This window comes from Corynebacterium sp. Z-1 (assembly GCF_031844665.1).
GTDB lineage: Bacteria > Actinomycetota > Actinomycetes > Mycobacteriales > Mycobacteriaceae > Corynebacterium > Corynebacterium sanguinis.
Genome location: NZ_CP134621.1, coordinates 1,332,933 through 1,356,647, shown reverse-complemented (window position 1 = coordinate 1,356,647; position 23,715 = coordinate 1,332,933). Strand labels below are relative to the sequence as shown.

General features: G+C 63.1%; 19 protein-coding genes and 2 pseudogenes. 9 read left to right on the top strand and 12 right to left on the bottom strand.

Annotation, left to right across the window (positions count from 1 at the left end):
• Positions 1–134: 134 nt before the first annotated feature.
• Positions 135–1,649 (top strand): annotated as a pseudogene (locus RIU96_RS06680) (SulP family inorganic anion transporter).
• Here the strand turns inward: RIU96_RS06680 and RIU96_RS06675 are convergent.
• Entirely contained in the window at positions 1,646–2,161 is a 516-nt protein-coding gene (locus RIU96_RS06675; protein WP_144823093.1) for a DUF6764 family protein, read from the bottom strand. The pseudogene RIU96_RS06680 and the gene RIU96_RS06675 overlap by 4 nt on opposite strands.
• Positions 2,162–2,349: 188 nt before the next feature.
• On the opposite strand from RIU96_RS06675, the gene RIU96_RS06670 reads away from it, so the two are divergent.
• A complete protein-coding gene (locus RIU96_RS06670) occupies positions 2,350–2,919 on the top strand; it encodes a sigma-70 family RNA polymerase sigma factor (RefSeq protein WP_259813560.1) in 570 nt (189 codons plus the stop codon).
• Positions 2,912–3,565: an anti-sigma factor gene (locus tag RIU96_RS06665; protein ID WP_259813558.1), complete on the top strand. Its 654-nt coding sequence runs from the start codon at positions 2,912–2,914 to the stop codon at positions 3,563–3,565. The genes RIU96_RS06670 and RIU96_RS06665 overlap by 8 nt, the downstream gene beginning before the upstream one ends.
• Here the strand turns inward: RIU96_RS06665 and RIU96_RS06660 are convergent.
• A complete protein-coding gene (locus tag RIU96_RS06660) occupies positions 3,562–4,044 on the bottom strand; it encodes a DUF4395 domain-containing protein (protein WP_259813556.1) in 483 nt (160 codons plus the stop codon). The two genes, RIU96_RS06665 and RIU96_RS06660, sit on opposite strands and share 4 nt — an antisense overlap.
• A gap of 307 nt (positions 4,045–4,351) precedes the next feature.
• Here RIU96_RS06660 and pgsB point away from each other — a divergent pair, with 307 nt between their 5' ends.
• A complete protein-coding gene (pgsB, locus tag RIU96_RS06655) occupies positions 4,352–5,287 on the top strand; it encodes a poly-gamma-glutamate synthase PgsB (protein ID WP_311204787.1) in 936 nt (311 codons plus the stop codon).
• 55 nt (positions 5,288–5,342) lie between these two features.
• Here pgsB and RIU96_RS06650 read toward each other — a convergent pair whose 3' ends face one another.
• The 8 genes and pseudogenes from RIU96_RS06650 to ychF form a co-directional block, all read right to left on the bottom strand.
• Positions 5,343–5,591: a type II toxin-antitoxin system RelE family toxin gene (locus RIU96_RS06650; RefSeq protein WP_311199434.1), complete on the bottom strand. Its 249-nt coding sequence runs from the start codon at positions 5,589–5,591 to the stop codon at positions 5,343–5,345.
• 18 nt (positions 5,592–5,609) lie between these two features.
• Positions 5,610–5,855 carry a type II toxin-antitoxin system Phd/YefM family antitoxin gene (locus RIU96_RS06645; RefSeq protein ID WP_040422990.1) on the bottom strand — a complete coding sequence of 82 codons (246 nt, stop codon included), beginning with the start codon at positions 5,853–5,855 and terminating at the stop codon, positions 5,610–5,612.
• Between the two features lie 310 nt (positions 5,856–6,165).
• Positions 6,166–9,483 (bottom strand): DEAD/DEAH box helicase, encoded by a 3,318-nt coding sequence (locus tag RIU96_RS06640; RefSeq protein WP_259787952.1) that lies wholly within the window; start codon positions 9,481–9,483, stop codon positions 6,166–6,168.
• 1 nt (position 9,484) lies between these two features.
• Positions 9,485–12,064: a DUF1156 domain-containing protein gene (locus RIU96_RS06635; RefSeq protein WP_311204786.1), complete on the bottom strand. Its 2,580-nt coding sequence runs from the start codon at positions 12,062–12,064 to the stop codon at positions 9,485–9,487.
• 123 nt (positions 12,065–12,187) lie between these two features.
• Positions 12,188–12,397 (bottom strand): annotated as a pseudogene (locus tag RIU96_RS11980) (DUF1156 domain-containing protein); the annotation flags it as partial.
• A 9-nt stretch (positions 12,398–12,406) separates the two neighbouring features.
• Positions 12,407–12,877, bottom strand: coding sequence for a DUF7680 family protein (locus tag RIU96_RS06630; RefSeq protein WP_181730196.1), 471 nt, complete (start codon positions 12,875–12,877; stop codon positions 12,407–12,409).
• Entirely contained in the window at positions 12,874–16,146 is a 3,273-nt protein-coding gene (locus RIU96_RS06625; RefSeq protein ID WP_259787954.1) for an ATP-binding protein, read from the bottom strand. The genes RIU96_RS06630 and RIU96_RS06625 overlap by 4 nt, the downstream gene beginning before the upstream one ends.
• A gap of 22 nt (positions 16,147–16,168) precedes the next feature.
• Positions 16,169–17,272: a redox-regulated ATPase YchF gene (gene ychF / locus RIU96_RS06620; RefSeq protein WP_259792958.1), complete on the bottom strand. Its 1,104-nt coding sequence runs from the start codon at positions 17,270–17,272 to the stop codon at positions 16,169–16,171.
• Between the two features lie 59 nt (positions 17,273–17,331).
• Between ychF and RIU96_RS06615 the strand changes: the two genes are divergently transcribed.
• The 3 genes from RIU96_RS06615 to RIU96_RS06605 are packed head-to-tail and all read left to right on the top strand — an operon-like array spanning position 17,332 to position 20,431.
• Entirely contained in the window at positions 17,332–18,738 is a 1,407-nt protein-coding gene (locus RIU96_RS06615; protein WP_375543110.1) for an AI-2E family transporter, read from the top strand.
• 48 nt (positions 18,739–18,786) lie between these two features.
• Positions 18,787–19,821 (top strand): DNA recombination protein RmuC, encoded by a 1,035-nt coding sequence (locus RIU96_RS06610; RefSeq protein WP_144742070.1) that lies wholly within the window; start codon positions 18,787–18,789, stop codon positions 19,819–19,821.
• Between the two features lie 28 nt (positions 19,822–19,849).
• Positions 19,850–20,431, top strand: coding sequence for a DUF6542 domain-containing protein (locus RIU96_RS06605; protein ID WP_136651044.1), 582 nt, complete (start codon positions 19,850–19,852; stop codon positions 20,429–20,431).
• Here the strand turns inward: RIU96_RS06605 and RIU96_RS06600 are convergent.
• Entirely contained in the window at positions 20,428–21,381 is a 954-nt protein-coding gene (locus tag RIU96_RS06600) for a 4-hydroxy-3-methylbut-2-enyl diphosphate reductase (protein WP_259809549.1), read from the bottom strand. The two genes, RIU96_RS06605 and RIU96_RS06600, sit on opposite strands and share 4 nt — an antisense overlap.
• A gap of 109 nt (positions 21,382–21,490) precedes the next feature.
• Here RIU96_RS06600 and xseA point away from each other — a divergent pair, with 109 nt between their 5' ends.
• Positions 21,491–22,741, top strand: a complete 1,251-nt coding sequence (gene xseA, locus RIU96_RS06595) for an exodeoxyribonuclease VII large subunit (RefSeq protein ID WP_136651042.1) — start codon at positions 21,491–21,493, stop codon at positions 22,739–22,741.
• 20 nt (positions 22,742–22,761) lie between these two features.
• Positions 22,762–23,025, top strand: a complete 264-nt coding sequence (locus tag RIU96_RS06590; protein ID WP_136651041.1) for an exodeoxyribonuclease VII small subunit — start codon at positions 22,762–22,764, stop codon at positions 23,023–23,025.
• Here the strand turns inward: RIU96_RS06590 and RIU96_RS06585 are convergent.
• Complete coding sequence (locus RIU96_RS06585; RefSeq protein WP_136651040.1) at positions 23,022–23,594, bottom strand: DUF4245 domain-containing protein; 573 nt, start codon at positions 23,592–23,594, stop codon at positions 23,022–23,024. The genes RIU96_RS06590 and RIU96_RS06585 overlap by 4 nt on opposite strands.
• Positions 23,595–23,715: the final 121 nt, after the last annotated feature.

Here is a 23,715-nt window from a genome sequence, read left to right as displayed (position 1 = left end):
GCCGACACGGATCTCCGTCGGGTCCAGGGTGGCTGCACGGGCATGGAGCGCCTTCGTTTATCGAAACCAGCGAGGCCGCAGTTAAAGTTGGGTAGTCCGCAGCCGCCAGACCGATCCAGGAAATCCGATGACGAATCCCCCGCTCAGCACGGCGACCACCCGATGACCGCGTCCGCTACCGCGGGCAGGCGTCGATACGCGAAGCCGTGCGCAATCCACGCACGCTGCTGCGCGAGGCGCTTGCCGGGCTGGTAGTCGCGCTCGCGCTGATTCCCGAAGCGATCTCCTTTTCCATCATCGCCGGAGTGGACCCGAAGGTTGGCCTGTATTCGTCGGTGATCATGGCCATCACCATCGCGGTTGTCGGCGGGCGGCCCGCGATGATTTCGGCGGCGACCGGGGCGATTGCGCTCGTCGTCGCGCCGGTGGCGCGCGAGTACGGCATGGATTACTTGGTCGCCACCGTTTTGCTCGGCGGCCTTTTTCAAATGGTGCTTGCCGCACTGGGTGTGGCTAAGTTGACGCGCTTCATTCCGCGCAGTGTGATGGTCGGCTTCGTCAACTCGCTGGCGATTCTCATCTTCATCGCGCAGCTGCCGTAGCTTATCGACGTCCCCCTCGCCGTCTACCCGCTCGTCGCCCTTGGCTTGGCCATCCTCGTGCTGTTGCCGCGCGTGACCACGGCCATTCCCGCGCCGCTGGTCTCCATTGTCGTCGTCACGGCAATTGTGCTGGTGTTCGCCCTTAACGTGCCTGCCGTCGGCGACCAGGGAGAGCTACCGCGCAGCCTGCCGGAGCTGTTCATTCCAAACATTACACTGACACTCGAGACGCTTCGGATCATCGCCCCCTACGCCCTCGGCCTCGCGCTCGTCGGACTCATGGAATCTCTCATGACGGCCAAGCTTGTCGACGACATCACCGACACGCATTCCGACAAGACCCGCGAATCGTGGGGACAGGGCGTGGCCAACATCGCCTCCGGCCTCTTTGGCGGTATGGGCGGCTGCGCAATGATCGGCCAGACCATGATTAACGTCAAGGTCTCCGGGGCGCGCACGAGGATCTCGACGTTGCTTGCGGGTGTCTTCCTGCTCATCCTGATCGTTGCGCTCAGCGATGTGGTCGCGACAATCCCGATGGCGGCTCTCGTCGCCGTGATGATCATGGTGTCCGTGGGCACGTTCGACTGGCACTCGGTCTCACCCGCAACGCTGAGGCGGATGCCACGCAGCGAGACGTTCGTCATGGCTGTCACCGTCGCGGTTGTCGTGGCAACGCACAACCTCGCCATCGGCGTGATCGTCGGCGTTCTCACAGCATCCGTGATGTTCGTCCGGCGGGTGTCCCACCTCTTTTCAGTCCGCCGCGAATATGACGCCGAAACCGCCCGCTACTTCGTCGACGGGCAGTTGCTGTTCGCGTCAAGCAACGACCTGACCACGGCGTTTGAATACACGAGCGATCCGGACCGTGTTGTGATTGATCTGTCCCGCTCACACATTTGGGATGCCTCCACCGTCGCCGCCCTCGACGCGATTGAAGCGAAGTACGAGCGCTACGGCAAGACGGTGGAGATCACGGGCATGAACGATTTCACAAACTCGTTCCACGCCCGGCTCACCCGCGAGCTGGGTGGGGATTCTTAGCGTGAGGAGCTCAGCAGCGGACGGGAATCCAGCGGAACGTTAACCGCACCGTTCGGGGTCATGTAGACCACGCAGCCCGTCAGGGTCTGGAAGTCGCCCGCCAGGCCCCACTCGCCGGAGCACTGGGTCGGCTCGGTGCCGGAAACGCGAACTGTGCTGTTCGGGCCAGCAACCGCGATCGCCAGGCCCGGGTTCACGCCCCACGCCTCGGCGTGAGAGGCCGGGCCGACGGCGATGGCCGCGGGGCCGGAAAAGTTGGTTGCGTTGGCGACCGCGCGGCCGCCATCGACGGACACGCCCAGGGCAATTGCGTTCGCCGCGGTGGCTGCAGCGTTGCCGTTAGTAGCGATCTGCTCCGGGAGCGCGCCCGCGAACTGGACGTTGCCCAGGGTCGGCTGCGGAATCGGGGAAGGTGCGGGGGCTGCCGCGGCGGTGCCGATGCCGAGTGCTGCAGCGCCGGCTGCAACAGCGATGGAGATGGATGCGCGTCGCACAGACGAGGTGATGCTCATAGCATTGAGTCCTTTTCAAGATGTAGTGTCTCGCCCCGTAGCTGTGTGTTGCCACGGAAGCCTTGCAGTGTGTGTTCGTTGCCGGCGTCAACGTGGATACCCACGCGTTTCACCACACCCCCGAGCGGGGGTAGCACAGTTAAAGGTGACCTTATGCTTACTCACACGATGAGCACGAGGATTTCGAAGTGAAAGAGGCAGCGCCCCGAGTGGCGCATGACGTGGCCGAGGATTTAATCCAGCTCTGCGCCGCCGGCGATCGCGCCGCATTCGCCGAGCTCTACGACTTTTTTTCCGCGCGCGCCTACGGCATCGCGCTGCGTGTCGTCAGGGATCCAGCGCTGGCTGAGGATGTCGCCCACGACGCGTGGCTCAACGTGTGGGACAGCGCGGCTGCGTTCGACCCGGCGCGCGGCTCTGCCGCCGGTTGGATCATGTCGTTGGTGCATCGCCGCGCCGTCGACACGGTTCGCCGCATCGAGGCGGGACGAGCGCGCGAGCGTCTTGACGCCCAACGCACCCCACCCGAGTCGCATCCCAGCGGGGAAGACATCGCGGCACTCAATGAGGCCCGCCGCACCGTGCGCGACTGCATGGAGGCCATCTCAGAACGCCAGAAGGAGGCGCTGTCACTGGCGTACTTCGAGGGTTTTACCCACAGTGAGATCGCCTCTACGCTGGGCATTGAGACAAGTGCCGTCAAATCCAGAATCCGCAAAGCGCTCGCAGGCCTAAGGAGGTGCTTGGGCGATGAATGACTCTAACTCCGCACCCGCAGACATCGAGGGCATCGCCGCGCTCGTGGCCACCTCGTCGCTGAGTGAAGAGGAAGCGCGAGCGCGCTGGCCCGAGGCGACGGCCTCGCCGGTGTTCGACCGCTGGCTCGCGATCCACCACGACACCCTCGCTGCTATGTCCGTGCCTGAGGCCACCCCGGCGCCGGAGAGGTTGCGCGAGCGGCTTCTCGACGAGGTCGCCCAGCGCACCACCGAGAAGCCACAACGCTCGCGCGCCCCATGGCTGATCGGCGCCGCCGCGGCCGCGGCGATTGTGGTCGGCGCGGGTGCGTGGGTTGCGTTTAACCCAACCCAGGAGCAGGCCGAAGTGTACGCCGCTGACGTGGCTGATGGGACGTTGACGATCACGCTTGAACCAGGCGGAGACGTCGCCCGCCTCGAGCTCGACAACGTGCCACCTCCCCCAGAGGGCACCGTGTACCAGATGTGGGTTAGCACCTCCGATGGCGCCCGCTCGCTGGGTTCCATGGGTCCCGCTGATGTCACTGACCACACGCAGGTCGAGGTGGGGGGCTTCCGGGATGCCTCGGAGTTCATGATTACCGCCGAAGAAGGCGGGGCCGCGGACTCCCCGTCCGAGCCGCTGGTCTTGGTGCCCCTGGACTAGATCGCGCAGGTTTCGCAGGCATCGGGGCCGATGACCCCGGCGCGCTGGAGGCGTCGATAAGCCCAGCAGCCCGCGCAGAAGCCGAGGAAGGCTTCCGCGGACGCCGCGACGACCAGCAAGGCCAAGGTGATCTGCAGGACTGTGAACTCCCCGAAGAGCGCGAAGACTAGGGCCGTCAAGGAAAAAGCGAGGCCGATGCACTGGGCGAACTGCTTCGGCGCTCCCGAGACAATGTGGGTGGTGCCGAAGACCGCGTCTGCAAGGTAGCGCACCGAGAGCTGGCCGAACAGCGAGTACTTCGGGCCCGCATAGACGCGCAGGGCGAACCCTGCTGCCAGCAGCGCGCTGAGCGCGACGGTGACGGGGCCCGGCGCAATGAAGGAGACGGCAATCGTGACCAGGGCGAGGGCCACGACGAGCATCGCGGTCGTGCGGGCGGCGTACTCGTTGACGCGTTCTGGGAACTGTCCAAACAACATGCCGCAAGAATAGACCAGTTGGTTCTCTTTTGTAAACCGCTCGGTCTAGTCGTGGATCCCTATCGAACAGTCATACGTTTTTGCACGGCTTACTAGGAGCGGGAAAGGGTTCGCCGGACAAAAGTGAAAAGTGTCTACTTTCGTGCATTGTTCGCAGCCTAACCTGCCCCTAACCTTGCATATGGCTCTGCGCCACCCGCAGAATATCCTACCCTTGGAACGTGCACGCTCGCGCGATCGGCATCTCGATCACACGATCGAAAAATCCGAGACACATGTCACCTTCTCATAACCCGGAGTTCACTTCATGCTGACCTTTTTGGCCGCCACTGGCGTCTCTGCCGCCCTCGCCATGGAGGGTTTTCGCCGTCGCGAAAGCCGCCACACCGCAACCCTGGACACGCTTGACGTCAACGTCCACGTCAACGGGATCCGCGGTAAGTCCACCGTGACCCGCATGATCGGTGGCATGCTGCGCGCACAAGGATTTACCACCATCGCCAAAACCACCGGAACCTACGCCTGCGTCATCGACCACGAGGGCACCGAGCACCCGATCAAGCGTGTCGGCCCGCCCAACATCAACGAGCAGTACGACATCCTCAAGCAGTGGGTGGCCAAGGGCGCCAACGCCGCGGTGTTTGAGTGTATGGCCGTCAAACCCAAGTACCAGGCTCTCTGCCAGGACGTGATCTTGCGCTCTCCGATCTGCATCATCACCAACGTCCGCCTCGACCACCAGGAGGACATGGGCGACACGCTCGAGGAGATCGCCGCGTCGCTGTGCTCCACCGTGCCGGTTGACGGCACCGTCATCACGGGAGAGCGCAACCCCAAAGTCGTCGACATCCTGCGCGAAAAGTGTCAGGCGCGCGGCGCGACGCTGATCGTCGCTGAAGAGTCCGAAACCTCGCGCGCACTTGTCGACCAATTCGACTACCAGCAGTTCGAGGAAAACGTTGCCATCGCGCTCGCTGTCGCGGAGCTGCTCGGAATCGATTCCGCCACAGCCTGCCGCGGCATGCTCTCTGCCGCCCCCGACCCCGGCACGACCCGCGTCACCCGCATATCCGACTCCCAACAGCCGGACCTTTTCTGGGTGCCCATGTTCGCCATCAACGACTGGGAATCGACCGTCCGCGTCTTCGAGGACGTCCAGCAGGGCCTGCCCGAGGGGTGCCGCAACGTCATCGCACTGAACAACCGCGCCGACCGCTCCCACCACGTCGCCGTGGTCTTTTGAACCCGCGCTAGCCGTTCCCTCGTCGTTGGATGCGTCCTGTAAGTGTGAGCCCCTTTCAGCGGTAAACCTCTCGGCGGTGCCCGACCCTGAGCACGAGTACCACCAGTTCGTCGTGGTGGATGCCGTACACGACTCGGTAGTCTCCGACGCGAATTCGGAACTCACCGCTACCTCCTTTCAGCTGGATGCTCCCAGGAGGACGGGGATCGCTTGCGAGCGATTCGATTGCATCCAGCAAGCGGCGTGCCGTCGACCTGTCGAGCTTCCGGATCGCCTTCGCTGCTGAAGGGACATAAGTGATCATGTACGACATCTAGCAGGTTCAAAGACCGAGCTCGCGCACGAGTTCTTCGTGCGAGACGCGCCCCTTCTCGTTGCGCGCTTCAGCAGCGGCGCAGATATCAGCCTGATCCTCCAGTGCGCGTACCGCACGGTCGTAGAATTCCGGCGACACGACAACCGCGCGGCGGCCCGCGCCACGCGACGTGATTTCAACGGGTTCGCGCTGAGCTGCGGCAATGTAGTCGCTCTGCTGGCGACGGAACTGGGACAAAGTCACGGAAGTCATGACACCATCGTACAACTTGTACAAGTTGTACTCAATTGGCGTGCAAGTCCACAACCAGACGTTAGACGTTGAACTTGAACTCCACTCACTGCCCTCACTCTTCTGCACGTCTCGTTGACTCCATCTATGACGCCCATTCAACGCACGCCGCGTCGTTCTGCGCTGCTCTGGTGCCGACAGACCTCCCTGCCATCTGACGCGCCAGGACGGCAACACGGGAGCACCTCAGCAGAGACGCTGTAGACCAAAACGAGAGATAAGCCCAATCACATCGAACAACCCCGCTGACGCTCAGAGTTATCGGCGCCGCTCAGGCGCTTCTACCGTTGTCGGTGTCAGCGGGCAACAGCGCCGCGAGTTCAGGTGTCCCATAAGTCAGGAAGACCAGGTCAACGTCATCGCTCTCATCCCAGGTAGCACGATCGAACGTCACCGGCAGTGATGCGAGCGGCGACGGGTCGAAGTATTCCTCGATGTCGCGCACACCATCGTCTTTCTGGAAAGACAGAGCCGAGAGTGCTTCCGCCGGGGGCTTGAGCCAATACACCCGAGGACGGGAAGGGTCGGGCTCGAAGGCAGCACTGGTAAGGCCGTTTGCGGTGAGTACGCGTTCCAGGTCTCGCAGAGATGTCCCGCCCTCCAGCGTTGGCGGCTGCTTGATCCGAGCGCCGCCGCCTGGTTCGCCCATGTCGTCGTTGCCGACAGGCTCATTCTTGATGTCCTCGGCCTGCTGTCGAATCTTTCCGACTTCGGAGTCGATCTCGGTGGTCGTTGCGTGGCCGGTCAACGCCAACCGCTCGATCGCCTTCTCAATATTGGCGAGCACTGGGGCGGCGTCGCCCACGATGTCGGTGAAGTCGCCGTAGTCCTCGGCGATGCCTTTGTAAACCTGCTCCTCAACGGTGTCAGCGTAGAAGTAGTTGCTGATACGGATGTCTTTGTACGAGGCGCCGATGCGGTCGACGCGCCCGATCCGTTGCTCGACGCGCATGAGGTTCCAGGGCATGTCGTAGTTAATGAGCCGCCCCGAGGTTTGTAGGTTCAAACCCTCACTCATCGAGTCGGTACCGATGAGAACTTCAAGCTCACCACTGCGGAACTTTGTCTTGATCTCAGACTTCGTAACTTCGGTCCAGCTTCCAGACTCGACGTTGTAGACCTCACCACCTCGGCCCGAGTAGCAGCCGAGGCGATGGTACCCCGCCGTGAGCAGCCGCTCGCGGACGTAGTCCATCGTGTCGGCGTACTGGGTGAAAACGACGACAGAGGAGTACGTGTTCAGAGCCTCGGTCACGTCGACAACAAGTTTGCTCGCTTTGCTGTCTTCGCCCGTGATGCTATCGAGGTCTTGGAGGAACGACTTGAGCTCTGCGATTTCATCACGGAGGCGATCGGCTCTCGTGTCGAAGGCCTCTGGCTCGAACAGCGAACCTTCGACATCTACGTTGTCGTCGTCGGTGAGCAGCTCGGCGAGGTTTTTGCCGTTCTCCAACACACTCAGGCGACGGCGAAGAGACCGTTTGATCGCTTCGAACGAGGAGGTCAGTCGGCGGCGATAGACGGTCATGATGAACCCGAGCGCCTGATTGCCAGCCTCGGCCATGTAAGCGTTGTAGTGGCGGCGGATGTACTCCTCGATCCGCTCATACAGGCGTCGCTCGTTCGGTTGTAGCGGGATAAACTCGTCCTTGACGTGGCGATACGGGATCACCACGTCGTCAGGGATGATCCCGGCTGCCTGGTAGTCGCGCATGGTCTTTCGGGTGTTGCGGAAGACACGATCCCGCATCGGAGTGTGGCGACGGAGCCATTTGTCCATCCACTCGGAGGTCTCGTTCGGGAACTTGGCCTTCAGATCTGCGCTCGGCGGGTTCCCGGCTAGAGCCGTGACTACGTACGCGCCCGTCCAGCCGAGTGCGTCGTCGATCTCCTGTTCGAGGGCAGCGTCCCGCTCGGCCTGTGGGTCGGCGAAGTAGTCCTCCAGCATCGCGCATAACAGATCCCAGTGCCGGTACATCGGATCGATTGCCAGCAGCTTGAAGTACCGAATGAAGTCCTCGGCGCTGACCCCCCACCGACCCTTGAGACCGAGAAGGGAGATCAGGTCCCAGGCTTCATGCGGGTTCATCTGCATCGGTGTAGCGGTGACGAGGTACAGCGCCCGCCACATCTCCTTGTCGCGCATCTCTTGAAGCAGCGCCAGCAATGAGTTCGGAGTGTCGGTCGGCTTGGAGCCGCGTCGCCGGGCGTGATGAGCCTCGTCAACCAGGACAACGTCCCACGGACCGGCGTCGAGTATCTGCCGCCGGCGGTCGCGACGGCGAGCAAGGTGCGACGAAGCGAGCACGATGGGGAACGCGGACCACGGATTTGTGTTCGGATCGACCGGGATTGGCGCATCGTGACGATCTACGAACGCACCCTTGTCAAAGCGGGCAACATCGAGGTTCATCTTCTCGTGTAGTTCCTCTTGCCACTGCTTCATCACGGAGGCGGGGACAAGCAACAGCGCCTTCTGCGCCTGGCCTGATGTGAAGAGTTCGCGGAGGACCATGCCCGCTTCCACGGTCTTGCCGAGCCCAACCTCGTCGGCGAGCAGGTAGCCGCGCGGGTAGGTGCTCACGACACGGCTGATGAGCTCCGCTTGGTGCGGGAGAGGCTGCGCCCATGCCGATCCGACGCCCGTCCAGGGCGATGTCATCGGCGCATCGCGCAGTGTGACGAGCTCGTCCCATGCTGCTTCGACATCAAACCCCTCGGTGTCGTCTTCGGAGGAGGTCTGCGGCTCCAGAGGTGGCAAAACACCGCCGGGTGGAAGCGGCGGGGTCTCGGGGGCGTGCTCGATGAGGTGCTCCCGCACTGCCGACGGCAGGTCTATGACTGCCCATCCTGCATCAGCGTTGTCGGTCCAGTGCTTCTCGAAGTCGAGCACCTTGTGGACACCCAGATAGTCCCAAATCGGCACATTCCAGGATGGGTAGGCATCGAATGTCTCATGGTTCCTCGCCCAGGCCGTCACCGACGAGTTGTTCGATCCGTTGAAGGCGACTCGGTTGCCGTAGCCATCCGCGAAGATGCCGTACTTGGTGTGGAAGTAGCGACCCGACTGCTTATGCGTCAGTAGCTCGCCGTTCTCTCCCCGTGGGACACCGACACGAATCTCAAGGCGGTCCGTGGCGACCATCCACGCAAGCACGCTCAGATGCTCGCTCTGCACGATCCGCGCCCCGGCAAGGTCCGGGTCGGCGAGTAGCCTCTGCGCGACTACGTCATCGAGTGGTTTGCCTTCGATTACGGCATCCACGTCTCGCTGCGCAAGCTGCGCCCCAACGATCAGGCGCATCTTTCCGCCATTCGCGAGGAAGTGCGCAGTGCCCTGCGCCGCGTACTGGAGCTCGGAGGCTGACCAGTAACCCACGGCTCTGTCGTAGGTCACCGCGCGGGACAGCAGCGGCAAATAGAACGTCTCGAACGGACGGTCGTCGGGCGAATAGGTCGCTGCGACATCAACAGTCTGGAATGAGTCGGGTGAAGAGATTGGGTCGTACGGGAAAGGCCCGGAGATCACCGGCGTAGTAGGCGGCGCCGGTGATCCAGGCAGTAGAGCGTTGCTGTCGTCCGAGGTCATGTCACTCCACGTCGAACAGCGTGTTCTCGTTGGGGTCTACCGGTGCGGCCATCTCCTCTGCCTCCGGTAGCACGACATCATCGAAGTAGAGAGTGCAGAGGGTGTCGATGAGGCCGGCCTCCGGCACCACCCAAGTGCCTTTGACCTTGGTACGCGGGATCGCATTCGCCAAACCTTGCAGCGTGGAAGTGAACCCGGCGTTGTTGGTATATCCATGACGGTCGAGGAACCGCTTTGCAGCCTGCTGGCCATCCACCTCGGCGATGTAAAGCGCGGTGTCAACGGCGTCAATAACGTGCTCGAACGACGATGCTTCCGGCGTCACTCCAGGCAGTTCGGAGTCGGCTCCCCGACGTAGTCGCTCCTTGGAGGTCAAGAGCTTGACCTTGCCAGATGCCTTCGAGACAATCTTTGCGCGCTCCAATTCATCGACGTCCAACCCTCCTACTGCGAGTGCCAGGAGGCGTGCCGTGTCGAAGGGGAACTCGCGCGCACCGAACGTGTCCCACGCCAAGAGCACGAAGTCAGTGAGGCCGTCCACCTTCGCGGCCTGACCGACAAGGCGGGAGCGGCGAAGGTCCACGATTTCCTCGCGCGCCAAGGCCAGGGCATCTTCGGGGCGGAGCAACTGGTCCCGCCCGTCAGCATCCGGAGTGGACGAGTAGACAGGCCAGCTCTGCGAAATCACGGACAGCGTTGGGCCGTATGTCGAGAGGAGAAGGTCAACACCCTCGATGCCATCATGTTGGAACCGCGTGGCGGCTTCGCGTGCAGCCTGGCGAATCTCATGTTCGATGTCATCGAGATAGACCTTGTGATCGTCACTGCGGTCGGCTCGCTTACGGCAGACGAGCATGATCGTTGAAGCAGCCGAGTTCACGTTCGCCTGATGCAGTGAATGCTCAGCCTCAGTGTTGACCGGCCAGGAAGTCTCAATCGTGAAGCCAGCCTGCAACAGACTCATCCCCAGTGTGTCCCACGCCTCGGCACGCTTGTGGGTAAACATGACTGAGAGGACTCCCTCGTCAGTCAGCACGCGGCGCGACTCTGTGAAGATAGCCGTCATCTTCGTCTCGTAGTCTAGGTCCGCCAGTTCGCGTTTGCGCTTGCCCATGGCGGAAAACCTTGCAGCGTTCGCGACGGCCTCATTGTCCTTGTCGGTCAGGTCATCTGGGAAGAAGCTCGGAACGAGTCTCCCGAGGGTTCTCTTCTCCCAGACATAGAAGAAATCAGCGAGCTCCGCGTACATAACATTGTCGTAATACGGCGGGTCCATGCAGATGTGGACCACAGACCCGTCGTCTAAAGGAAGGTCTGTTGCGCTGCCCTGAGTGATCGAGACCGCACGTTCAAGTCGGTCGTGCGCTCCCAACTCGGCAGCTCCGGTCTCATCGAGTAGGCGTGCGACACCTCCGTATGCGTAGACCAGTTGATCCAAGCACCATGCATAGAGCGCACCGGCGCCTTCAAACTCAGCGAAAGTCCATTTGAACGCGAAGTTGTGCTTATCAAAAGTATTTCCGACAACCTGGCGTGGAGTGTGCCAAAAGGACATGCGCGAGTTGTAATTAAGAGCTTTGCCTTGCATCAATGCGAGCTCAAACAAGACCGCATCGGCGCTACTCCCGAGCGCCTCCCGTACCTCAGGAATCAAACCGGCAAATTCTTCTCCAAAGGTTCCATGTACTAGCACTTGACGTGACGTGAACGAGTCAGCCCAGGCGTTGATTCCATACCGAATGAGCTCAGAAGTCTTCGATCCATCCGGGACATCCTCTGTCGGCAGGATTCCGCCTGCTTGCCACTCGTGCTCCACCTCTCGAAGTCGCGATGTAGCAGCGTTGATCGCGTCAAGATCGGCTCGTGTTGGCGACCGGAAAGTGCGCTCTCCGTTCGCCTTCCTAATCGCCACCGCATAGAGGACCTGACTCATGTCACCCGATTGAGCAGCCTCCTTGATGTAGTCCCCATCGATCACAAGTTTGTCGTACGGAGATACGCCCTTGCCGCGCGCAATCGTTCCCTCATCCGCTTCGGCTCGGTCCACGCTTTTGCCCAGGAGTACCTCGAACTGCGGATCCTGGAGCTCCACGCCGTCAACCGCCGTAACGATTCGAACCGCAGCCTCTTTTCCGGCTGCCTTGCGAAGCCACTTGTTTGTCATTAGCGGAACAGTTCGGCCAGTGCGCGGGCAAGGTACGGCGTTCGCCCAAATATATGCGGTGATACTCTCACCTTCCTGAAAAGGGAAGAACACCCTTAGGCGCTTCTCAATCCTCTTCACAAGGACATCTCCCCATTTCCGAATCTCAGGGAGGAGTTGCAGACCGCGCTCCGCGGGTATTTCGACACCCGCTTTAAGGACACTTGCCGCGATTCCGTTGAGGTCACTAGCTATCACTGGTAGGCCCAGGCGGCTCGCTGCCAACGGGATCGACCCCCCGCCAGCGGTAGGGTCGAGGAGGTTTGGCACTTGACCCCAGGTGCGCTTGAGGACGTCGTGAAGGAGCTCGATGTCAGCACGAGAGACGGGGTTTCGGTACGCCTGCTTGTAGCCGTAGCCGTTGCCTTCCAGCTTCACGCCGGCCGCGTTCGCAGCGTCGATTTTGCGACGACCAGCTACGGGATCACCCAGGATCCCCACCAAGCGAAGCAGCCACGCGCGATAAGCCGCCTCACTTTGAATCTCCGGCGCCTGAGGATGCTGCGTAGCCAAGTCCGCAGACCAAGTCGGCATCACGCCGGCGAGAGCCACCGCCGCAGACGCGACCAATGGTCGCCTCGCCCACCAAACATGTAGTGAGTTCAAAGGTGGGATCGCGTTCGCTGCCGCGCGCTCGCGCCGTGACTCGATTCCGAGTTCTGCAACGGGTAGCCAGTCCTCGATGAGAACTCGTGGTCTTGGAGTGGTCATGTGGTGTCCTTAGTCGGCGAGGAGGGTTCGGAGTGCTTTGCGGGCGCGGTTACCGTCGAGCCCCATGCACTTGGAGTACCAGTAGTAGGTCTCTTCGGTGCTCATGGCGTTGATTCCGGCGACGAGCGCCCGGACTCGCTCGTGCTTGGCAATGGGTTGGCTCGCAAGCAGGACGAGCGCCAGACGGACTCCCTCAGCCTCGCCAAGGCGGATGGGTGCTTTGCGCTTGAACGCAAGGACGCTCGGTTGATGCCCGGCCTTGCGGATCGCAACGAAGAGGGCATCGACCACTCGGCCCGCCTGAACGGGTGTGGCAGTGGTCACCGGCGCGGTGATCGTGCCGCCGTTCTCGCCGTAGGTTTCTTCAAGCGTGACGCCGAACGTCTCGCCTCGGCCTGGAGTGACAACGAGGCGGAACCCTCGCACTCCTTCGACTAGCGCGAGGTGGGATGCGGGGCGGATGCGCTTGACGGCACTCACTTGGTGACCTCCGCTGTCATTGTGGTGCTCTTCATACCGAGGTTCTTGATGACCGTATGAATCTGGCCGAACTGGGCATCCGTGATGTCCAGAGCCGGGGTGAAGCGGAAAACGAGGGTTACCTCGCCCGCTACCTTGACCGCACCGGTGATGGCCTTCTTCACGTGGTTGTACGCGGACTGGAAATCTTGACGGTCAGCGGTTCCCTGGAACTGGACTCCGCCGTTGACTCCCTTGAACTCGGCACGGATCGTGGCGCGAACGGTGATGTGCTGCTTTTGCAGCATGCCGAGCGATGCCACGGCGAGGTCGATGTCACTGGTGCCAGACGCCTCGTCCGCTGTGACCTTCAAGGTCATCGTGCTGACCGTCGGGACCGTGAAGTCCGAAATCTGATCGAGGAGGCTCTGCATTGCTGCACCGCCTGGGCCGGCTGCATTGAAGGTCTTCGAGTTCGGTGTGCGGGTCGGCACCTCGATCTCTTGCGCGTCGGCTGCTTCTCTGCTGAGGATGCGCAGGCCGTCGAGACCTTTGTCCTTGATCGCGGATGGCGACAATGCCCGGACGCCGGGGGCAGGCTCTGCGTCGAGGACAACGAACCACTTATAGTCGTTGGCTTGTACGGCCGTAGCGAGTAGTTCAAGGACATCTGTCTTGGTGGGCTCGCCGCTGCATTGGGCTTCGAGGCGGGAGCGAATCTCGGCCCCGGTGAGGTCATCGTTGGTGACGACGGCGCGTAAGTCGTTCTGGGTGGGTTTGCGAACGAGCAGGCCTCGTGACTGTGCTTCGGAAGCAGTCATCACCTCGGCGTCAGGCTTCATCTCGGGCGAGAACCCGGCCATCGTGCTTGCTGTGTAGGTCTTCCCCGTGCCCGCGTCGTAGTAGACCCAGTTCTCGTTCTTCACCCCATTGACGATCGCTTCACGAATCAGGTTTGGGTTGCGGACGATCTGGATCGTGTGGTCTGTCCAGAAGTAGTCGGCGATCGAGCGTGTGGTGGCGGAGCTTGTAGCGTGCCAGGTCTTCGACCGGAGGTACGAGGCGGTGAACGGACTGCTCCGAATCTTGTCCTCGTCTTCGAGCAAGCTCAATACCGCTGAGGTCGCATTCTTTGTGTCCCCTTGTGCCTGGGCCGGGAGCTCACGGTGGCGGAGGTACCCGGTCGCCTTGTCCCCAGAGGGAAAGTAGATGTGCTTGTAGCAGCGGGTTACCGCGATACGGGCGTTGAGCGTGGCTTCCTTGTTGTAGACCTCCACCTTCTTGCGAACTTCGTCGCTGAACTGTGCGAGTCGAGCGGCGTCGCTGGCGAGGTTGTTGGACGCGATTAGGGCGCGGGCACGATCCTTCAGAACCTCGACCTGCTCCTCGTCGGGGACCGCGAACACCACAGCGTTGCGGTAGGTCCGCGGGCTGCCGACGGAGCCCACTTTGTCAAGCATCTCAACGATCGCTGCGGGCGGCTGTTCTGCGCCCTTCTGCGTGACGGCCACGACGTTATAGTCAAGCACCACGACTCTCAGGCCCGATTCGTCGTGGACCTCGGCGGGGCCCGACGGGAAGTGCACGGCTTTGGCACCACCATCGTTAGCGAACGCATTGCGGATGAGTGTGTCGACCATCGCCGCGACGGCGGTATTGGCGACGTTGCGCTTCTCGGTCTCGATGATGGCGTTGACGTTCGGTTCGATATTGAAGCGCCATCGCCCGCCATCGAAAGACAGATGCCAGAATACCTTCTCGGATTCCGTGAGCGCCTTCTCGAAGATGGCGGTGTCTTCGCCTGGGCGGAGTGTGCCGACGACCCAGTCGTTGCGGCCGGCTCCTGCGGTCGCCACCATTTCAAGCGAATGTGTGAACACCGTGCGTGCGACGCGGGTGGTGTAAGCAGGTTTGCCGGGGAAGATGTCAGCGTCGACTGCGGCGGAGTGCGACTGTTTGCCTGCGAAGTCGCCCTCTGCCACCGAGGCGTATTCGGCCCGTCCGAGACCATCGGTGAGGTGGTTCAGCACCGGGTCGTTGTCGTAGTCGATGTCACCAACATTGATGATCGCGGTGTCATCGTTCGTCGCGTAGATGTGAGCCACGACCTCAGCCAGCAACTTCAACGCGCCTCTTGCTCGCTGGAACTGTGTGATGTTGCCCAGGCGCTTGTCCAGGACACGAACGAGCTCGGGGTGGAACGGGTACGTCTTGGTGACCAACTCGCCGTAGGTCGCAGGGTGTTCGGCGCCGCCCGCCAGCTGCTCGGTCTTGCCGAGTGTCTCGTACAGGTCTCGGTAGGCGTCACCAGCAGCAGTCGCCGCAGTCTGATCGACCGAGGCAAAGATGCGTTTCTTGAGGATTTCACCGATCTCGTTGTCGTCGGCAGGGCGGATCACTGCGGACGGTTGCACGGCGCGGGTCAGTACGTCCCCGGTCTCTTCCGCTGCCTTGACGGAGGCGGCGTTCGCCGCGTCGGCCCGTTCTTTCTCGTCGCTGGTGAGGTCGCTGATCTCGGTGGTCTCTGCACCGAAGGCGTTGGTGGTGGCCGCCAGGGTGATGATGACTGAGACCCGATTGGTCGGGTCAGACGCGACTTCGAACAGGTTCCCCAGGAACACCGGGATCGCTCGGGCCATGCGACGCACGTCCTCGCTGCCCGAGGACGACACCGCTCGCAGGTACTTGGCGATCTCGTCCACGATGACGATCGTTGGCCTGCCGCCGAACGCCGCCTTGATGGTGCCTGTTCCCGGCGCAGTGCGATCGGCGTCATTGGCAGCCATCACCGAGAAGGCGTTGTCACCGATCTGTGCCGCCATCTCGCCCCACAGGGTGTAGGTGCGGTGGCCATCGGTGTCAACCCCGGCGGTGGGGTCGAGAGCATCGCCGACGAGCGCGGCAACCTGAACGGCACCGTCCGGAAGCAGGCTTGGGTCGATGAACTCTGCGATGTTGGCGGGTCGCGCCCCACCGGCCAGGTGGTAGACCGCTGTGAGGCCGTGGGTCTTGCCGCCACCGAAGGAGGTAGTGGGCCGCAAGACCCCGTTCTCTCCTGCCACGCCTTTCGCCCCAGCAATACGACCGAAGGTCTTGGTGAGAAGGGTCTTCAACCCGGAGGTCGGGTAGGTCTGAGCAAAGAATGCCTCGGCGTCGCCGTAAACCGGATAGTGCTCGGCGTCTCGTACAACCTTGTCGAGCTGTGCTGCGAAGTGGTTATCGGCGAGACCGCCCTCAAGCACATCCTCTCGTGGCACACAAGCGTTACGCAGTGGAATCAGAACACTCATGCCAGCGCTCCCAGTCTCGTCTTCACTTCTTGCCACCTGACGTAATCCCCGTCCTAAATTCCACCACGTCACCGTCGGCCATGACGTAGTCCTTGCCCTCCATGCGCACCTTGCCCTTCGCGCGGGCCTCGGCCATCGATCCGAGCTCGTCCAAGTCCTCGAAGGCGACGATTTCGGCCTTGATGAACCCCTTTTCGAAGTCGGAGTGGATCACGCCTGCCGCCTTCGGCGCGGTGTCGCCCTTGCGGATGGTCCAGGCACGCGACTCCTTCGGGCCCGCCGTCAGGTAGGTCTGCAGGCCGAGTGTGTCGAAGCCGGCCTTGGCCAGCGTCGCCAGCCCTGGCTCGTTTTGGCCCACGGCGGCGAGGAGCTCGGCGGCGTCGGCGTCGTCAAGCTCGAGCAGCTCGGTTTCGGTCTGGGCGTCGAGGAACACAGCCTCGGCCGGGGCCACCAAATCGCGCAGCTCTGCCTTGCGCGCCTCGTCGGTCAGCACAGCCTCGTCGGAGTTGAACACGTAGAGGAAGGGCTTCGCGGTCATCAGGTGCAGGTCGCGCACGAGCGCCAGATCAATCTCGCCGGACTTCGCGGCCGCGAATAGCGTGCGGTCGTCCTCCAGAACAGCCTGGGCCTTCTTCGCCTCCGCGGCGGTAGCCGCAATGTCTTTGTCCTTGCGCCCGTCCTTCTCCAGGCGGGGCAGCGCCTTTTCAATCGTCTGCAGGTCCGCGAGGATGAGCTCGGTGTTGATCACAGAGATATCGTTGGCGGGATCGACGCGGCCGTCGACGTGGATGACGTTGTCGTCGGAAAACGCGCGCACAACCTGGCAAATCGCGTCGGCTTCGCGGATGTTGGCCAGAAACGCGTTGCCCATGCCTTCGCCCTCGGAAGCGCCCTTGACGATGCCGGCGATGTCCACGAACGACACGGTCGCCGGCAGAATGCGTTCGGAGGAAAAGATTTCCGCCAGGCGCGTCAGCCTCTCGTCCGGCAGCTCGACCAGGCCGACGTTGGGCTCTATCGTGGCGAACGGGTAGTTCGCCGCGAGGACGTCGTTACGCGTTAGGGCATTGAACAGGGTGGACTTGCCCACGTTGGGCAGACCGACGATTCCAAGAGTAAGGCTCACGGGGACACATCCTATCCCACGCGTGCGCGCGCACCCCGCAGTCGGGCAAGATAGGTGAGGTGAGCAACCCCGTAAACGATGAGATCCGCGACGGCGCCCCGGAGCCAAAGGTCGACGACGAGCGCCGCGACATAGTAGACAGAGGCGTCGTCCTCAATAGCTGGCTGAAATCGGCAGCCATGACCGTGCTGCGCATCCTTATCATTTGCGTCTTCCTCTTCGCGCTTAGCCAGCTAATTGGCACGTTCTGGCAAGGCATTTTGCCCGTGATCCTCGCGATCATCGTGTGCACCGTTCTCGCGCCGATTGCCGGATTCCTGCGCCGCCGCGCGCACTTCCCGTCGGCGCTGGCCGCCCTCATTTCGCTGCTCATCTTCTTCGGCCTCATCGGCACCCTCGTGTTCCTCATCGCCCCGGACATCGCGGCACACTCGCGAGTCCTGTACCTGCAGGCATTCGAAGGCATCCAACGCTTGCAGCTGTGGCTGCAGGGCCCGCCAATCAACATGGATCCCGACGACCTCAACGAGGCGGTCAACACGGTCGCCCAATGGCTACAAAACCAAGCTGGCACCATCGCGGGCGGTGTCTTCGCGGGTATCGGCACCGCCGCGGGCTTGATAGTCACCCTGACGGTGGTGCTGGTTTTGACCTTCTTCTTCCTCAAAGACGGCCCGCGCTTCCTGCCCTGGCTGCGCGCCACCGCCGGCGGCCGCCCGGGTCTGCACGCCACCGAGCTCCTCACCCGCGCCTGGAACACCCTGTCCGGCTTCATCCGCGCCCAGGCCATTGTTTCGCTTGTCGACGCCTTCTTTATCGGCGTCGGAATCTGGCTCGTGGGCGTGCCGATGGCCTTTACTCTCTCCGTGATTACGTTCATCGCGGGCTTCATCCCGATCGTCGGCGCTGTCGTCGCCGGCGCCCTTGCGGTGCTCATCGCGCTGGTGTCGTTGGGCTTCACCGAGGCCATCATCGTGCTCCTGATCGTGCTTGCCGTCCAGCAGCTTGAGGGCAACGTGTTGTCCCCCGTCCTCCAATCCAAGGCAATGGACCTGCACCCGGTGATCGTGCTGGTCTCCGTCACCATCGGTGGCGGTCTGTTCGGTCTGGTCGGCGCGTTCCTCGCGGTGCCGGTTGCGGCGATGATCGCCGTGGTGTTCCGCTACATGATGGACGTGATGCAGATCCACTCCGGAGAAAAGAAAGCAGACCAGCTTATCTTCTCCACCCCCGAGGGCCTCGCGATCGCGGAGCTCGAGGAACAAGAATCCATCTACGAGCGCAAAGAGTGGCGCGGCGACCGCGACTGGGCAACCACCCCCTTGCCGGCCAAAGAGCTCGTCTCACCCCCGAAAGGCAGCCAGAGCTGGAAGGTCCTGCGCAGCAGCGGCGAGCTCCTGCAACTGGCCAAGCCGAGCGAGCTGCGCCGCCGCTTCGCTGCCCGCGACAAGGGTTCGAACACGTAAGCGATACCGTCTTCGGTGTTGTCGGGTGCGTGTGGCACAGTAAGGCGCATGCAGGTTGCAACCGTGCTCGTCATCTTTGCCCTCGGCGTCATCCTCGGCGCCGCGTTAACGTACCTACTCGCCCGCCGGCAGTCGCCGCAGCCGCAACAGGCCCTTGACATCCGCCCCGTCTCCCACGAGCTCGAGCGCCTGCGCACGCAGCTCGACGAGATGGACGCCGACCGCGCCGTCGCAATGTCGGCGCTGGCCAGCCAGGTGCAGACGATCACCCGAACCTCGACGCGCCTGACCGATCGCACCGACCAGCTCATCTCGGCCCTGCGCTCCCCGCAAACACGCGGCCGCTGGGGTGAGGTCCAGCTGCAGCGAGTTGTCGAGCTCGGCGGGATGGTCGAGCACTGCGACTTCGACGTTCAAGCAACCGAGCTTGTCGACGGCACCCGCGTGCGCCCCGACATGATCATCCGCCTGTCCGCTGGCCGCAACATCGTGGTCGACGCGAAAGTGCCGTTTTCCTCCTACCTCGACGCGCTCAACACCGACGACCCCGAGGAAAAGCAGGCCTACCTGCGCCGCCACGCCCACCTGCTGCACTCGCACGTGGACACGCTGTCCGCCAAGTCCTACATCGCCGCGTTCCAGCCTGCCCCGGAGTTTGTGGTGATGTTCGTGCCCGCCGACCCCTTCCTCGACGCGGCCCTCGCCCTTGACCCCGAGATGCTGGAGTACGCCTTCGCGCGCGACGTCGTGATCGCCACCCCCACCACCCTGTTCGCGCTACTACGCACCGTCGCCCTCGGGTGGCGCCACGAGGCTGCCACCGAGCAGGCGAGGCAGATCCAGCGCCTCGGCGCGCAGCTGTACCAGCGCCTCGGCACGATGGCCGAGCACTACAACCGCGTCGGCCAGTCGCTCGAACGCGCCGTCGACGCGTTTAACTCAACGCTCGCCAGCATGGATTCACGGGTGATGGTCACGGCCCGGAAGTTCGAGGAGATGGGGGTTGTCAGCCCGAAGAGGTCAACATCTCATGCGGTAGACGCTGTCTCCGCAACACCGAGGCATGCCGCGGAGCCCGAATGATTCAGTACACCGGGTAAGGTAATGCAGCGTGTCACACGCGTCGCCTAGGAACTCGCGCGCCACCCGCGCCTCATTCGACGGTCTAGCCACGGGCTCGGCCATAGCCATCGTGTGCGCTGCCCTGTTCACCGGCGCGTTGCTGTCCATCTACGTGGGGCAGATTTCGTGGCCGTTCCTCACGCTTTTCGCCCTCGGTGCGCTCGCGGCGGCAACGCTCGTGAACCCACGCGGGCTGTTCATCACGGTGGCAGTAGTCCCAATCACCTTCGTTGTCGCCGCGGTGGCAACGGGGTGGTTCATTAACTCAGGTGATTCCGGGGTGTCGCGCACGGACGTACTCGTGATCGCTTACCCGCTGCTGCAACTCTTCCCCGTGCTCCTCGCGGCCACCCTCGGCGCAGCGCTGATTGCGTTTACCCGACTGCACCTTCTGAAGCGTTACAACCAGGCCTTGGCGCGTCACGAGCGGGAGGAGCGCCGCCGCGTGGCGCGCAGCAACCGGCGCGTTGCCGATGAGGGACGCCGCGCCCGCGAACGCACCGTCACGGTCAATGAGCTGCGCGAGATCATGGCCCAGCGTGAAGCCGCAGGCCGTCGCCGCGGCCGCTAGACGCGCGAGGGTCGCAGGTCGCGCGGCAGGGAGAACGTGATGGTCTCTGTCGTCGTGGTGACCTGCTCGATATCGCTGTAGCCACGGTCGTCGAGGTACTCGAGCACCTCGCGCACCAGAATCTCCGGCACGGAGGCTCCCGAGGTCACGCCGACGGTCATGACACCTTCCAGCCAGGACTCGTCGATCTCGCGGGCGAAGTCCACCAGGTAGGACGCCTTCGCACCCGCCTCAAGCGCAACCTCGACGAGGCGCTTGGAGTTCGAGGAGTTCTGCGATCCCACGACGATGACCAGGTCGCACTTTGGCGCGATCGCCTTGACTGCGACCTGGCGGTTCTGGGTGGCGTAGCAGATGTCATCGCTCGGCGGGTTCTCCAAGTGCGGGAAGCGCTCAAAGAGCTTGTTGACGATCTCCATCGTCTCGTCCACCGACAGCGTGGTCTGCGACAACCACACCAACTTCTGATCCGGGCCAAAGTCCGGCAGCGAAGCGACTCCGTCAAGACCGTCGACAAGGTGGGTGACCTCGGGGGCCTCACCAGCGGTGCCCTCGACCTCTTCGTGGCCCTCGTGGCCGACCAGCAGGATCTGGTAGCCGTCGCGGGCGAAACGCTTCGCCTCGTTGTGCACCTTGGTCACAAGCGGGCAGGTGGCGTCGAGGGTGAGCAGGTTGCGCTGGATCGCCGACTCGCGCACAGCCGGGGAGATGCCGTGGGCGGAGAAGACCAAGTGGGCGCCCTCGGGCACCTCGTCGGTCTCCTCGACGAAGATCACGCCGCGCTCCTCAAGTGTTTCCACAACATACTTGTTGTGCACGATCTGCTTGCGCACGTAGACCGGGGCGCCGTACTTCTCCAAGGCCTTCTCCACGGTCTCGACGGCGCGGTCGACGCCGGCGCAGTAACCGCGCGGGGCGGCGAGAAGGACGTTTTTTCCCTGTTCAGTCATGGAACCCAGGGTATCTAAAAGAAGTCTAAAACGATAGACGGCACTAAACTGTGTAGTTTCACACCTAGATTCCCACGCAACCGCGAACCCAAAAAGAGAGGGGGCATGCATGACCCAGTCGGCGCAACCGAAGAGCTCGCCGGAGAACCCGTGGCCGGTAGCCCGGCTCAATTCCACGGTCAAGAAGTGGATTGAGCGCCTCGGCTGGCTGTGGGTGGAGGGCCAGCTCACGCAGATCAACGTCAAGCCGACGTGGAAGATGTCGTACCTCACGCTGCGCGATACCCAGGAGCAGATTTCGGTGCAGCTCACCGCCGAAACCTCCCTGCTGCGCTCGCTCGCGACGCCACTGAAAGACGGCGACCGAGTCGTTGTGCTAGGCAAACCCTCCTTCTACGCGGGTCGCGGCTCGTTCTCGATGTACATCACCGACATCCGCCACGTCGGCGAGGGCGAACTTCTGGCGCGCATTGAGAAGCTGCGTCAGCAGCTCGCCGCCGAGGGGCTTTTCGACGCCTCCCGGAAGCAACCACTCCCCTACCTTCCCAACACCGTCGGGTTGATTACAGGCAAGGGATCCGCCGCCGAGCGCGACGTGATGTCGGTGGCTCAGTCGCGCTGGCCCGCGGTGAAGTTCCGCGTGATCAACACCGCCGTGCAGGGAGCGAACGCTACCCCCGAGGTCATCGAGGCGCTCCGCACGCTCGACGCGGACGAGGCCGTCGACGTCATCATCATCGCGCGCGGCGGAGGCTCCGTCGAGGACCTGCTGCCGTTTTCGGAAGAAGCGTTGCAGCGCGCCGTCGCCGCGGCGCGCACCCCGGTGGTCTCCGCGATCGGCCACGAGCCGGACAACCCCGTGCTTGACAACGTCGCTGACCTGCGCGCGGCCACCCCAACGGACGCCGCGAAGCGGGTGGTCCCGGACGCCGCGCAGGAGTTCCTCTTCGTCGACGAGGCACGCGCGAGGATGAACGCCGCGCTGCGCGGCTGGGTGGAACGCGAGCGCTCCACCATCACGGCGCTGCGCAGCCGACCCGTCCTGGCGAACCCGATGACTTCCTTGAACCAACGCCGCGACGAGGTTCAGCGCGCCGTCGCGCTGATCCGCCGCGACGTGCGCTACCTGCTGCGCGAGGAGTCGGCGAAGGTCTCTGCGTTGCGCTCCCAGGTCTCCGCGCTCGGGCCGTCCGCCACGCTTGCGCGCGGTTACGCCGTTGTCCAGGTCCTGCCGCGCGACGGCTCCGGCCCCGAGGTCGTCACCACCATCGAGCAGTCCCCGCCCGGCTCGCAGCTGCGCATCCGCGTCGCGGACGGTTCGATCACCGCGGCCGCGATGTCTCACTCACCCGCAGATTAACTAAGGAGTACACCGAACCCATGACCACCCCGACCGCCTTCGGAACCGGCGAGGCCGGCGACAACGCCTTTCCCGACCCCGCAACGCTGAACTACGAGCAGGCGCGCGACGAGCTCGTCGAAACCGTCAAGATCCTCGAGCTAGGCCAGATGAGCCTGGACGAGTCGTTGAAGTACTGGGAGCGCGGCGAGGCGCTCGCGAAGCGCTGCGAGCTGCTTCTCGACGGCGCCGCCACCCGCGTCGAAGAAGCTATCGGCCGCACCGATAACTCGAGCGACTCCTAGCCGCGCGAAATCGGCGTGGTGCCCACGGCGGTCTCGATCAGCTCGCGGAACTCATCAGCGGTAGCCGCACCGGTAAACACCAGGCGCGCATCCGAGACGTCAACCGCCCACACGTCGCGCACATCGTCAGCTGTCGAGCTGTAGATCTGCACCTGCGCGCCGCCCACCTGCTCGGTTGACGCGAGCTCGCGCGGGTCCGCGTCGATCTCCCTGACGGCGTCGTCAAGCGGCGCGGCGGTCTGGGTCATTTGGATGAACCCGCCGCCGGGGGTGACCCAGCCGATGACGGGCGCTGGGGCGCCGCCGATCATCGAGCGGCGCGCGGAGTTGGTGGTCCAGCCCGCGGGCATCTCGGGGTAGCGCACCGGGTAGTTCACGGCGCGCGACTCCAGCTCGACGAAGGAGCGGGCGTCAACCTCCTGGACCGGGCCCTGCTCGGGCGCGCCGGGGTTGAAGGTACACAATCCGGTGAACCCGACCACAGCCAGCATGGCGACGATAATGATCACGACGTTGATCATCATGTCGCGACCGTCCTGGAAAATGCGGGGTTTCTCGTTGCCTGCCACGCGCCCAAGTATGGCACGTCCACCCGTTCACCCCCGAATTGGCAGCGTCGCGCACTGGGGGTGTCCGAAAGTGACACAATGGGGGGAAATCTAATCCGTAATTTGTAGCTCAGGAGGCTGC